Origin of the sequence: Thalassospira tepidiphila MCCC 1A03514 (genome assembly GCF_001662875.1) — a bacterium.
In the GTDB taxonomy this organism is placed as follows: domain Bacteria; phylum Pseudomonadota; class Alphaproteobacteria; order Rhodospirillales; family Thalassospiraceae; genus Thalassospira; species Thalassospira tepidiphila.
The window spans coordinates 265,396-277,291 of the sequence record NZ_JPVZ01000004.1 but is presented as its reverse complement, the minus strand read 5'-3'; the positions used below and the strand labels follow the sequence as shown (position 1 = coordinate 277,291).

Sequence of the window (11,896 nt, the reverse complement as noted above, 5' to 3'; positions counted from 1 at the left end):
TCCGTTAGTTTGCAATTTTTGATGGGGTGAACCAGCCACGGGTGCGGTTGGCAATGGCGACAAGTGACAGCATCACCGGCACTTCGACCAGCACACCGACCACGGTGGCAAGGGCCGCACCCGACGAAAAGCCAAACAACCCGATGGCGGTCGCCACAGCCAGTTCAAAGAAGTTCGAGGCCCCGATCATAGAAGACGGGGCGGCGATCTTGTGTTCCACACCCAGCACCTTGTTGGCGACATAGGCGATGGCGGCGATGAAATAGGTCTGCAAAATGATCGGCACCGCCAGAAGGGCAATGATCATCGGCTGCGCAATGATCTGCTGCCCCTGAAAGGCAAACAGCAGAACCAGCGTGCTGAGCAACGCAATCATCGATACGGGTTTGAGCCTGGCGTCAAAGCTGTTGAACGCCGCGACCCCGCCTTTCATGATGCGGTTTCGGATGATCTGCCCGGCAATCACCGGAATAACGATAAACGCCACAACCGAAATGGTCAGCGTTTCCCACGGAATGGTGATTGCCGAAATGCCGAGCAACAGGGCCACAATCGGCGCAAAGGCAAAGATCATGATCGTGTCATTCAGTGCCACCTGGGTCAGCGTAAAGTTCGCATCCCCCTTGGTCAGGTGTGACCAGACAAACACCATCGCTGTGCAGGGGGCTGCCCCCAACAGGATCAGACCCGCGATATAACTTTCGATTTGTGCCTCGGGCAAAAGCGGACGGAAAAGAAAGCCGATAAACAACCAGCCAAGGGCTGCCATGGTAAACGGTTTGATCAGCCAGTTCACACCAAGCGTGACACCGATCCCGCGCCATTGCCGACCGACCTCATGAAGCGCACCAAAATCGACCTTCATTAGCATTGGCACAATCATCAGCCAGATCAGTACCGTCACTGGCAGATTGATCTCATAGGCGGTCAGGTTGCCAATCGCCTGAAACACGCCGGGGAACATTTCGCCCAAGACGATGCCGACCACGATGCTGACAGCAACCCAGATGGTCAGAAAACGTTCGAAAATACCCATCTAGCAGCATCCTTTTTTATTATCGACGGTGGCAGAACGGCTTGGCAGCCCGCACAGTTCGGGGTGCCCCTGACAGCAGTCATCGGCAAGAAACCCCAGAAGATCACGCATGGCATCGGGAACGATCCGGTAAATGATCGACCGGCCTTCGCGGGTGCTGGTAATCAGCCCGGCCTGACTAAGTGTGGTCAGGTGTGATGACATGGTGTTGTGCGGAATGGATATCTGCCGGGCCAGTTCGCCTGCGGCAATACCGTCATTCCCGGCCCGGACCAGCAAGCGGAATGCTGCCAGTCTGTGTTCCTGTGCCAGGGCGCCAAGGGCGCTGATTGCGTGTTTTGTTTCCATATGTCGGGAAATATCGACATATATTGGCGCTGGCAAGTGACATTTGTATTGCAGTGGTGGTCATGCTCAAGCCTGATGCCAAAAAGGATATTTGAATCAGCCAGATACGGGAGCTGTAGAAAATGTATTTAAATAACTAGAAATATAGTTATAATGACGGCATGAGCGAAAAAACCATTGCACCGGCCTTTGCCGCACTGGGCCACGAAGCCCGTCTGAAAATCTATCGTCTGCTGGTCAAGGCCGGGGACGAGGGACTTAATATCGGCGATATCGGGCGGGTGCTTGGCCTTCCGGCATCGACCCTTTCCCATCATCTGGGCACCCTGGTTCAGGCTGGTCTGGTCAAACAGGAAAAACTGGGGCGCGAAACCCGTAATCGGGCGGATTTCGATGTCATGCGCGATCTTGTCGGCTTCATCACCGACGAATGCTGCAGCGGTGTCGATCTTGATGTCGCCGGTGAAACGGAAAAGGCCTGCTAGGTAGGGTCTCTTTTTTTGGATCAATATAACTAATTTTCTAGGGATATAGATATGAGTGCCCGGACATTTCAATTGCGCCGCATCGGCATTTCTGCCCGACAAACAGATCGGGTTTTGCTGGCAGCCTGCATCATCCTTGCTGCGATCTTTATCTTTGACGCGCCGCAATTTGTCCCAAGTTTGCAGTTCACGGCTGAGTCCTTTGTAAGCACGGCACCGTTTCTGGTGCTCTCAATCGGTATTGCCGCCTATGCGACGGCAACCGGGGCCGATAACCTGATTTCGCGCGCCTTTGCCGGGCGGCCTGTGCGAATGGTGTTTACCGCGGCCGCCTTCGGGGCACTGTCGCCATTTTGCTCCTGCGGGGTGATCCCGCTGATTGCGGCCCTGCTTGCCATGGGGGTTCCACTGGCGCCGGTCATGGCGTTCTGGTTGGCGTCACCCGTGATTGATCCGGCGATGTTTGTTTTGACTGCGGGCACGCTTGGGACCGAATTCGCGGTGATTAAAATGATCTCGGCGATTGGTCTTGGTCTGATGGGCGGCTTTGTCACCCTATGGCTGGGGTCGCGGGGCTTCCTTGCCGATCCGTTGCGTGACGGGGTTGGCAATGGTGGCTGCGGCGGGGCAAAGGTCCGCTCCCACAAGGCGGTTGTCTGGGCGTTCTGGCACGATGATGAACGGATCAAAAAGTTCAGATCGTCTGCGATTGCCAACATGATCTTTTTGGGCAAGTGGATCGCCTTTGCCTTCCTGCTTGAAAGCATCATGGTCGCCTATGTCCCGGCTGAAAATGTCAGTGGTCTGCTTGGTGGGGACGGGATTGGCCCGATTGCCATTGCCACCCTTGTCGGGGTTCCGGCCTATTTGAATGGCTATGCCGCCCTTCCAATCATGGAAGGCCTGATTGCGCAGGGTATGCAATCGGGGGCGGCAATGGCGTTTCTGGTGGCTGGCGGGGTATCGTCCATCCCGGCGGCGATTGCCGTTTTTGCGCTGGTCAAAAAGCCGGTCTTTGCGCTGTATCTGGTTTATGCGCTGGTCGGTTCGTTCGCAATTGGCGTTATTTCGCAAGCCTGGCTGGGTTAAACCGCCTGCTTCATGTCCGATATGATGATTTCACGGTGGCAATGACGTTAAAAATCGCTACATTGCGCGCCAAGAAATTCATATCGGATTAAAGTTGATAACCATGTCGATGATTGACAAGCAGGTATCGCGTCGCCGTACCTTCGCTATCATTGCTCACCCGGATGCGGGTAAAACCACCCTGACCGAAAAACTGCTTCTTTTCGGGGGTGCCATCCAGATGGCTGGTGCAGTGAAGGCGAAAAAGGAACAAAAGGGTGCCCGTTCGGACTTCATGAAGATCGAACAGGATCGCGGTATTTCCGTGTCCTCTGCCGTCATGACGTTCGAGTTCGAAGAAAATATCTTCAACCTGCTTGATACGCCGGGCCACGAAGACTTTTCCGAGGATACCTATCGCGTGCTGACCGCCGTTGACTCCGCTGTCATGGTGATTGACGGTGCGAAGGGCATCGAGGCCCAGACGCGCAAGCTGTTTGAGGTCTGCCGCCTGCGTGACGTGCCGATCACGACATTCGTTAACAAGCTTGACCGTGAAGCACGTGATTCGTTCGAACTGATCGATCAGATCGAACAGGATCTTGCCCTTGATGTGTCGCCGGTTACCTGGCCGATTGGCTCGGGCCGTGATTTCCATGGCTGCTATGATCTGGTCAATGATCAGCTTCTGTTCATGGAAAAAGGCGGCAATGTCGTCAAGGAAGCCATCCCGATCAAGGGGCTTGATGATCCAAAGCTTGATGAATTGATCCCGGATTACCTTCTGGAAAAGCTGCGCGAAGAAGTCGAAATGGTGCGCGAAATCTGCCCGCCATTTGATTTGCAAAGCTACCGCGAAGGGCATCTGACTCCGGTCTTCTTTGGGTCGGCGGTCAATAACTTTGGCGTGCGTGAATTGTTGCGCGGCATTGGCGAAATCGCCCCGACCCCGCGCCCGCAAGAAGCGGCAACGCGTCTGGTCGAAGCGGTCGAGCCAAAGGTTGCCGGCTTCGTGTTCAAGGTACAAGCCAACATCGACCCGAACCATCGTGACCGCATTGCGTTCATTCGTCTGTGCTCGGGCCATTTCAAACGCGGCATGAAGCTTAAGCATGTGCGTGCTGGCAAACTGATGGCGGTGCATAACCCGATGCTGTTCTTTGCCAACGAACGTGACATTGCCGAAGAAGCCTGGCCGGGCGATATCATCGGTATTCCGAACCACGGCACCTTGCGCATTGGCGATACCCTGACCGAGGGCGAAGATCTTCGCTTCCGCGGGGTTCCGGCCTTTGCCCCGGAATTGCTGCAAAAAGTCCGTCTTGATGACCCGCTCAAGGGCAAGCACCTTCAGCGCGCCCTTGAACAGCTCGCCGAAGAAGGCGCATCGCAGGTCTTCAAGCCGATGATGGGCGCGGACTGGATCGTTGGCGTGGTCGGACAGCTTCAGTTCGAGGTCTTGAAAGAACGCATCTCGGCCGAATACGGCATCAAGGTGCATTTCGAACCGACGCCTGCCTATGCCGCCCGCTGGGTGGTGGGCGATGATCCGCTTGAAATCAAGAAATTCCGGGATGCCAACCAGTCGGCGCTGTTTGAAGACCATGACGAAACACTGGTCTTTATTGCGCGCAACGCCTGGCATCTTGAAACCACACAACGCGACTGGCCGAACCTCAAGTTCGAGGCCACCCGCGAACAGAACCTGATTGCTGCGTAAGTTTCGCACGCAGCCAAACGCAAAAAGCCGCCTTCATCCGAGGGCGGCTTTTTCTTGTGGGTCTTCGGCGGTTGTCTAGTTGCCGATAAAATATCGGCCAACACCGACCAGAACCATGCCCACCGCCATGGCGGCAAACAGGTTGCGGGCAACAGCCATGGTAATCACTGTGGCTGCCGCCCCGGCAATGCCGATGGCCCCTGCCGAAAGCGCGCTTGGTACCCAGACGGAAATCAAAACCGCACCGGGCAGGCGTTCCAGCACATGCGCCCAGCGGCCATGTTGCGGCAAACGATCGGCCATCAAAAGCCCACCCAGACGCATGCCATAGGTCACCGCCGCCATGCCAAGGATGGTCAGAACGGCCTCGAAGCTGAAACTTGTCAGATCAGGGAATTGGGTCATTGGCCCGTCTCCGTCGCAGGTTTGACGGATGTGCTGTTGGCGATGCCTTCGGGCGCGCCATAGGCATCGCGGCCCTCCACGGCAAACTCGGCCTCAAGGCTGTCATCATCCATGTCTTCGCGCCATGTCAGGGCGGCGACAAGGACACCCGCACCCGCACCGGCCAGGATCGACCAGGTGCCGGGCAGGGTGTAGTGGCCAATGACGGATCCGATCGCGGCGGCAATCCATGGCAAAAGGTCAACCTTGCCCTTCCACATGCCAATGGTCAGCGCGGCAAAGACGGCGGTGAAGGCGAAATCAAGCGCATAGACTTCCGGATCGGGAATGCCCCCACCCAGAAGGTAGCCCACCGTATTGCCGGTCGCCCAGACCACCCCCAGGAAAATCCCGCCGCCCAGCAAAAAGCCCGGATTGGCCAGATCCTTTTGCGTCATGGACACGGCCCAGTTTTCATCGGCGACCATATGCATACCGGTCACCTTGACCCACAGCGGGCGACCGCGAAACACCGGGCGCAGCGACGCCCCGATCAGGATATAGCGCATATTGATCACTGCCGTTGCGATGATGATGGTCGCACTCGGAATGGTTTCGCGCCAAAGATCGACCGACACGAACTGTGCCGATCCAGCAAACACCGCCAGGCTCATGAACAACAGCTCGCCAAGTGACAAGCCGCGCTGTGCGGCCAGCACACCAAGCACCGCACCAAAGATGATGGTGCTGGGCAAAAGCGGCAGGCAGGCAAGGGCACCGCGCCGGATGGTGTCCGCGTCGAAATGCCCGGTCTGGGTATGGGGCTGGTTTTGGGTCTGGTTCTCGGTCTGACTTTCGGTCTGTCCGGGGCGTGACATTTCCGACGTTTCCTGTGGTTGTTGGTGCCGGTTCGTTTTGGCGACCTGCACTTTCATGGGCGTAAACGGGTGGGCGAGGAGCCATCATTTCAGGCGCCATACTGCCCGATATCAAATAGGCGGTATTGGACGATATTGCTATCGGTTGTTGCTGCCGGTTTTGGGCCTGCGGCTCAGGCCGGGGCGGTGGCGAAATCGGCGATCAGCATATCAAGGAACAGCTTGGTGATCGGATCGGGTTGTTTGCTGTCATCAAGGCTTGCCTGAAAGGTGACTTTGACCTTCAACCGATCGGGCAGGACCATGCGCATGCGCCCGGCCTCGACAAACTGCCTGGCGTAATGTTCGGGCAGATAGCCCAAAAATGCGCCTGACAGGATCAGGCGTGCCTCGGCCTCCATGTCCGAGACGGTGGCATGCGGGCGGGAAATCGCGAATTCCTTCAAATCCCGACCCAGCCATGATTTGCGCCCGATCAGGCGATAGCGCCGGATTTCATCAATATCGATGTCCGCATCATCCAGCGCAAAAAGCGGATGGTCTGATCCGCAATAAAACCGGTGGATCTCGTCATAAAGCGGGATATAGCGCAGACCCAGCACGGTCTTTGGAAAGCTGCAAATACCGATCTGGATATTGTCGGTCACCACTTCGCGCAGCAGGTCATTGGGCGGAAAGGTCACGACATTTAGCGTCACATCCGGTGCGCGTTCCATAAACCGCGCGATGGTCTTTTCGATCCGCCGCGCCCCCGGATCGGTTATGGTATTATCGGTAAGCCCGATGGTCAGTGTGCCGCTCAGCTTGTCACGCAACGCCCGCATCTTGGTTTCATATTGCGCGACCGATTTGAAAAGCCGGTGGGCTTCTTCAAACACCACCTGGCCTTCGCGTGTCAGGGCAAAACCACCCCGCCCGCGTTTGCAAAGCGTAAAGCCCAGCCGTGTTTCAAGGGCGGTGACATAGCTTGAAATTGTTGAAAGTGACAGATTGAGATCACTTTGAGCCGCGGCAAATCCCCCGGCCTCAACAATGGTCAGGAAGATGCGCAAAAGCTTGAGATCGGCCTGTTCCGTGATCATCGGGCGGGGTCCATGGGTAAGCGGTCATTACTTTGGGAATTACCAAAGTAAAGTTCAGAGATACGTGATTTTTAACGGCCGCGCAATTTGATCTGATCGGGCCAACAAAAACATCCGGCCATTGGTTCAGATCGTATCGAACCGATGTGCCACTTCAGGAGGTCCCATGTTCACCGACGACAAGCTTACAAAACTGCGTGAAAAATACGGCAACGCCAAGGGTGCCGACATCTTTGATCCGCATTTCCGCGAAGTGGCGGCATCGCAGTTTTCAGAAAGTGGCGGGCGCAAATGGCCGTTTGCCGGGGTGCCGACTTTCCTCGATGCGCCATTTGCCGCCGATGCCGAGAAAGATAATTTTGCAGACCTCGACATCGCACTCGTTGGCGTGCCGATGGATCTTGGTGTCAGCAACCGTGCCGGTGCCCGTCTGGGCCCACGCGCGGTGCGTAATATCGAACGCATCGGGCCGTATGAACATGTCCTGCGTATGGTGCCCGGTGCCATGGCGCGCATTGCCGATATTGGCGATGTCCCGTTCAGAAGCCGCTATTCGCTTGAAAGCTGCCACGAAGATATCGAGGCCTATTTCAGCAAGATTGTCGGCGCAGGCGTTATTCCGATTGCGGTCGGCGGTGATCATTCGATCAGCTATTCGATCCAGAAGGCGGTGGGTAAGGATCGCCCCGTTGGCATGATCCATCTTGATGCCCATTGCGATACCTGCGGTGCCTATGACGGGTCGCGTTTCCATCATGGCGGCCCGTTCCGCGAGGCGGTGATGGATGGCGTGCTTGATCCGGAACGCACCATTCAGATCGGTATTCGCGGCGCGTCAGAATATGTTTGGGAATTTTCCTATGACAGCGGCATGACCGTGATCCACGCCGAAGAAGTACCGAAAATGGGCATTGATGCCGTGATCGCCAAGGCCCGCGAAGTGGTTGGCGATGGCCCGGTTTATCTGTCCTTTGATGTGGACTGCCTGGACCCGTCCTTCGCACCAGGCACCGGCACGCCGGAAGTCGGTGGCCTCACCTCGCGCGAGGCACTGGCGATTTTACGCGGGCTCAAGGGCCTTGATTTTGTCGGTGCCGACGTTGTCGAAGTCGCCCCGCAATATGATGCCACCACCAACACCGCCCATATCGCCGCACAGGTCCTGTTCGAAGAACTGTGTTTGGTGGTCGATGCGATGAAGCGTCGCGGCGCTGGCGCGTAAATACAACTGATGTCGCCTGCCCATGCCATTGGTCTGATGGGCAGGCGACGTCGGCTTTGTGCCCGATTAGGGATCAAGACTTGCGATAAACGCACCGGGGCTGACGCCCCACATCGCCTTGAAATGCCGGTTCAGATGACTTTGATCGGCAAAGCCGGTGGCCGCCGCCGCATCGGCAATGCTTGCCCCGTCAAACAGCAGCCGCTTGGCACGCCGTAACCGCATGTGGTTGAAATAGGTATGCGGTGGAAGCCCGGTTGCGGCGCGAAACACGCGCAGCAAATGAAACCGGCTGAGCCCGGTAATCATCGCAAGATCATCAAGCGATATGTTCGCATCCAAGTGCGCTGCCATATAGTCAATCACCGCCCGAACACGTTTGTCCTCTGACCCCGGCTGATAGAGATAAGGCGGGGCATCGGCATGGCGCAGTGCAAGGCGGGCAGCACTGTAAAGAAGCTGACTGTCGCGTTCCAACAAGCTGTTGCTGCCGTTGCTACCATCGTCATTCGGGCGAAACAGGCGGTGCAGGCCTTGCAGTTGCAAATGCAATTCCGGGTCGTTGACGACACAGGATCCGAAAAACGGCAGGCCGCTGTTTTTGGGCGAAAGCTCCGTCACCAGATCGCCAAACACCTTCGGATCGATGAACATGATCTGGTATTGATAGCCATCATCGGATGCCGGGCTACCATCATGCACCTGCATCGGGTTCATCATCAAAAGCTGCCCACGGGCGGCGACGTAATTTGTCCCGCGGGTGGTAAACCGCTCCGCCCCGTTCAAGACAGTGCCAAAGGCGTAATAATCGTGGCTGTGTTTTGGGAAAGAGAAATTCTTGTAATCGGCTTCGAACATATCAATGCCGTCGGCTGCTCGCCAGTGGCGGGCAATCTCGCGGGGGCGGCCGGTCGCCGGTCGCGATGACGTCTGGCGACGCTGGGCTGCCGTGTTCTGTCGCGCAGCACTGTTCATAAGGCCATTATAGCGCCAAGGCCGGGTGCCAGCTTGTACAATATTGTCATCGTGACATTTTAGTTGGCATCATTCCAAAAAATCACCGGACACCTGCGTAACCTTGCGGCGGAGGGTCGAGTCGCGGTCGATTTTCGGAAATCTGCCGGTTTGAAGCCCTTCGAAACGGATAATGACCTTCGTCCAATTGTATAATGCGATGTTCATATGAACATTTTCGGGTGGCCGGAATGTTGTTTTGCGCAGCGCAAATCACCATCCGGCACCTTGTTTGATCGACAAATGCGGGTTTCATCCAACTGTTACAAAACCGCGCCCTGCACACATGTATGAATCGCGCCAAACGTAAATTTTGCTGTTTGGATGTCCCATGTTTCTTGATCGCATTCGTATCGGATCGCGCATCTTCGCCGGTTTCTTTGTTCTGGTTGTTCTGCTGGTTGGCCTGTCTGCCCTGTCATCAACATATCTTCTGGGCTTTGGCGCACATGCAGACCGCATTGCCAAAAGTACTGGTCTGGTCGGGCTTGCCAATGACTATGCACTGCGTCTGGAACGTCTTTCCAACCAGGTCCTGTTGTTTGCCCAGACGGTTGATCCGCTTGACCGCGAAGGCATCACCACCATGCGCCAGGCCGCCGAGCAAAGCGGTGCCACCCTTGTGACCCAGCTGCGTCAAAATGGCGATACGGGCCGTGCAGATGCGCTTGAAAGCCTCAGTGCTGATTACATCGCAACGCTGGAACCGCTTGTGCTGCGGGCGGAAAACCTGTCGGCAGCATCGGAAACCATGCTGCTTGGTGCCAATCAGCTTGGCAAATCCGCAAGCCAGCTTGAAGATTTCATCGCCAAACGCGATCCGGTGATCGCAGAGAAATACGCAGACAAGCTTGGCGCGGCCAACTTGGCGGCCATCGTCAATTCCCTGCAATTCCCGATCCTGCGCACCGCGGACTCACTTGATGCCGCCCGCACGCAGACCTCGGCCCTGACCGATCTTCAGGAAGAAATCAAAGCGTCCTTTGACGGTCTGACCCGGAACGAGAAAAAGCTGTTCTCCTACGCGATCCGCGACAATGATTTGCTAAAACAGGGTGCGAACCAGCTCGAAGCCTCCATCGCCGGGTTCCGTCAATCGATGGACGACTTCAAATCGGCCGTCCGTGAAGTCCAGACCATCACCCAGAATATCCGAACAGACGCCATGACCAATCAAACCGCCCTAGTCGAGGCCGCCCATAATCAGTCTGAAAACTCGGCCCTTACCAACATCGTGGTTGCCGCCATCGGGGTTCTGATTGCCGTCGCCCTTGCCCTTGGTATCGCGATGAGCATCCTGCGTCCGCTGCGCCGGGTGAATGGTGACATGACGAGGCTGAGTGAAAACGACACTGATATCGCGCTTGCCGATATCAAGCGCCGCGATGAATTCGGCGCGATGTCGCGCACCGTTGCGATCTTCCGCGAAAACGCGCTCAAGATCGAAAAAATGGCCGAGGAACGCATCACCCTTCAGCGCATCGAAGAAGAAAAACGTCGTGCATCGCTAGGTGCAATGGCCGAAACGATTGAGGGCGAGACCACCGGTCTTGTCAAATCGGTCAATCATCAGGTGACCCGCATGCGCGAAGCCGTGGTCGAAGTCGCCGCCGCCGCCGAACGCGTCACCGGTCAAACCGAAACCGCAACCAGTGCCGCACATGACAGCCAGTCACATTCCAATGCCATCGGCGATGCAGCCAACCGTCTGCGCGAAGCCATCGTCTCAATCGCCAATCGCGTCGAACATCAACGTGAAATCGCCCAAAGTGCTGTCGGCTCCACCGAGGAATCGGCAAAGGCAGTCGATGATCTGCGCGAAGTCGCCACCAGCATCGAACAGATTGTCGACCTGATCCGGGGCATTGCCGGACAGACCAACATGCTGGCTCTGAATGCCACCATCGAGGCCGCCCGTGCGGGGGATGCTGGCAAGGGCTTTGCCGTTGTCGCGGCAGAGGTCAAAAACCTTGCCAGCCAGACCGAACGCGCAACCGAACAGATCACCGAACATGTCAACGCCATGGGCGCTGTTACGGATCGGTGTGTTGCCTCCATGGAGGATGTCGGCGTCACGGTGCGGTCGATGATGTCAATTTCCGAAGAGGTCGCAGGCGATGTTGAACATCAACGCCGCGAGACCGAGGAAATTACCGGTGCCATCGCCCTTGCCGGCGATGCGGTGCGCAATGTTGCGACCGCCATCGGTGCGGTATCCGAAGACATCGAAGTCACCCGCAAGCTCAGCCTTGATCTTAACCGTCGTGCCGACGAGGTTGATCGAAATGTGACCGAACTCACAGCATCCCTTGACCGTGCGGTGGCGTCTGCGGCTGGCAACGAAGACGCAGATGCCGCTGACGACAACGCCGAAGACACCACCATATGGCACGATGATAATCTGGTGGTCTTCCCGCAAACGCAACAGCGCGGTGCCGCCTGATTTGTCGGCATCAGCCCGCGGTTTCGTTGCTGAAATTCAAAATTGAACAACAAAGGCCTGCACACCGTATAGAGGGTGTGCAGGCCTAATGCATTTGCTCAGTGCTATCGGCGCAAAACGCAGGAATTGTCAGCAGTTAAGATACAAACTGCGACGTTTCTGATACACTTTTTGTGTGGTTCTCACTGGCGGGTTGCAATATCGTTCGGGGCAACG

General features: G+C 56.5%; 11 protein-coding genes. 5 read left to right on the top strand and 6 right to left on the bottom strand.

Annotated elements, in window-relative coordinates:
• Positions 1-4: 4 nt before the first annotated feature.
• Complete coding sequence (gene arsB, locus TH4_RS11540) at positions 5-1,036, bottom strand: ACR3 family arsenite efflux transporter (protein ID WP_064781209.1); 1,032 nt, start codon at positions 1,034-1,036, stop codon at positions 5-7.
• Positions 1,037-1,384 carry an ArsR/SmtB family transcription factor gene (locus TH4_RS11535; protein WP_064781208.1) on the bottom strand — a complete coding sequence of 116 codons (348 nt, stop codon included), beginning with the start codon at positions 1,382-1,384 and terminating at the stop codon, positions 1,037-1,039.
• Between the two features lie 161 nt (positions 1,385-1,545).
• Between TH4_RS11535 and TH4_RS11530 the strand changes: the two genes are divergently transcribed.
• The 3 genes from TH4_RS11530 to TH4_RS11520 all read left to right on the top strand — a co-directional run bounded on the left by TH4_RS11530 (position 1,546) and on the right by TH4_RS11520 (position 4,657).
• Positions 1,546-1,869 carry an ArsR/SmtB family transcription factor gene (locus tag TH4_RS11530; protein ID WP_063089224.1) on the top strand — a complete coding sequence of 108 codons (324 nt, stop codon included), beginning with the start codon at positions 1,546-1,548 and terminating at the stop codon, positions 1,867-1,869.
• A 51-nt stretch (positions 1,870-1,920) separates the two neighbouring features.
• The gene (locus tag TH4_RS11525) at positions 1,921-2,958 is read left to right on the top strand and encodes a permease (RefSeq protein ID WP_157097744.1); all 1,038 of its coding nucleotides are present in this window, start codon (positions 1,921-1,923) and stop codon (positions 2,956-2,958) included.
• A 103-nt stretch (positions 2,959-3,061) separates the two neighbouring features.
• A complete protein-coding gene (locus tag TH4_RS11520; RefSeq protein WP_008889778.1) occupies positions 3,062-4,657 on the top strand; it encodes a peptide chain release factor 3 in 1,596 nt (531 codons plus the stop codon).
• Between the two features lie 75 nt (positions 4,658-4,732).
• Here the strand turns inward: TH4_RS11520 and TH4_RS11515 are convergent, their stop codons facing one another.
• The 3 genes from TH4_RS11515 to TH4_RS11505 all read right to left on the bottom strand — a co-directional run bounded on the left by TH4_RS11515 (position 4,733) and on the right by TH4_RS11505 (position 7,001).
• A complete protein-coding gene (locus TH4_RS11515; protein ID WP_064781206.1) occupies positions 4,733-5,062 on the bottom strand; it encodes an AzlD family protein in 330 nt (109 codons plus the stop codon).
• Positions 5,059-5,919, bottom strand: coding sequence for an AzlC family ABC transporter permease (locus TH4_RS11510; RefSeq protein ID WP_064781301.1), 861 nt, complete (start codon positions 5,917-5,919; stop codon positions 5,059-5,061). Before TH4_RS11510 ends, TH4_RS11515 begins: the two co-directional genes overlap by 4 nt.
• A 173-nt stretch (positions 5,920-6,092) precedes the next feature.
• On the bottom strand, positions 6,093-7,001 hold the full coding sequence (locus tag TH4_RS11505) for a LysR family transcriptional regulator (protein WP_064781205.1): 909 nt from the start codon (positions 6,999-7,001) through the stop codon (positions 6,093-6,095).
• Positions 7,002-7,167: 166 nt separating this feature from the next.
• Here TH4_RS11505 and speB point away from each other — a divergent pair, with 166 nt between their 5' ends.
• Positions 7,168-8,223, top strand: a complete 1,056-nt coding sequence (gene speB, locus TH4_RS11500) for an agmatinase (RefSeq protein ID WP_064781204.1) — start codon at positions 7,168-7,170, stop codon at positions 8,221-8,223.
• Between the two features lie 66 nt (positions 8,224-8,289).
• Here the strand turns inward: speB and TH4_RS11495 are convergent, their stop codons facing one another.
• Entirely contained in the window at positions 8,290-9,198 is a 909-nt protein-coding gene (locus TH4_RS11495; protein ID WP_008889783.1) for an AraC family transcriptional regulator, read from the bottom strand.
• A gap of 370 nt (positions 9,199-9,568) precedes the next feature.
• On the opposite strand from TH4_RS11495, the gene TH4_RS11490 reads away from it, so the two are divergent.
• On the top strand, positions 9,569-11,680 hold the full coding sequence (locus TH4_RS11490) for a methyl-accepting chemotaxis protein (protein WP_064781203.1): 2,112 nt from the start codon (positions 9,569-9,571) through the stop codon (positions 11,678-11,680).
• The last annotated feature ends 216 nt before the right edge of the window (positions 11,681-11,896 follow it).

Coding starts and splice junctions, on each gene's coding strand:
- TH4_RS11505 (WP_064781205.1), bottom strand. CDS start 7,001: ATGATCACGGAACAGGCCGATCTCAAGCTTTTGCGCATCTTCCTGACC.
- TH4_RS11515 (WP_064781206.1), bottom strand. CDS start 5,062: ATGACCCAATTCCCTGATCTGACAAGTTTCAGCTTCGAGGCCGTTCTG.
- TH4_RS11495 (WP_008889783.1), bottom strand. CDS start 9,198: ATGAACAGTGCTGCGCGACAGAACACGGCAGCCCAGCGTCGCCAGACG.
- TH4_RS11530 (WP_063089224.1), top strand. CDS start 1,546: ATGAGCGAAAAAACCATTGCACCGGCCTTTGCCGCACTGGGCCACGAA.
- TH4_RS11525 (WP_157097744.1), top strand. CDS start 1,921: ATGAGTGCCCGGACATTTCAATTGCGCCGCATCGGCATTTCTGCCCGA.
- TH4_RS11510 (WP_064781301.1), bottom strand. CDS start 5,919: ATGTCACGCCCCGGACAGACCGAAAGTCAGACCGAGAACCAGACCCAA.
- speB (WP_064781204.1), top strand. CDS start 7,168: ATGTTCACCGACGACAAGCTTACAAAACTGCGTGAAAAATACGGCAAC.
- TH4_RS11520 (WP_008889778.1), top strand. CDS start 3,062: ATGTCGATGATTGACAAGCAGGTATCGCGTCGCCGTACCTTCGCTATC.
- TH4_RS11490 (WP_064781203.1), top strand. CDS start 9,569: ATGTTTCTTGATCGCATTCGTATCGGATCGCGCATCTTCGCCGGTTTC.
- arsB (WP_064781209.1), bottom strand. CDS start 1,036: ATGGGTATTTTCGAACGTTTTCTGACCATCTGGGTTGCTGTCAGCATC.
- TH4_RS11535 (WP_064781208.1), bottom strand. CDS start 1,384: ATGGAAACAAAACACGCAATCAGCGCCCTTGGCGCCCTGGCACAGGAA.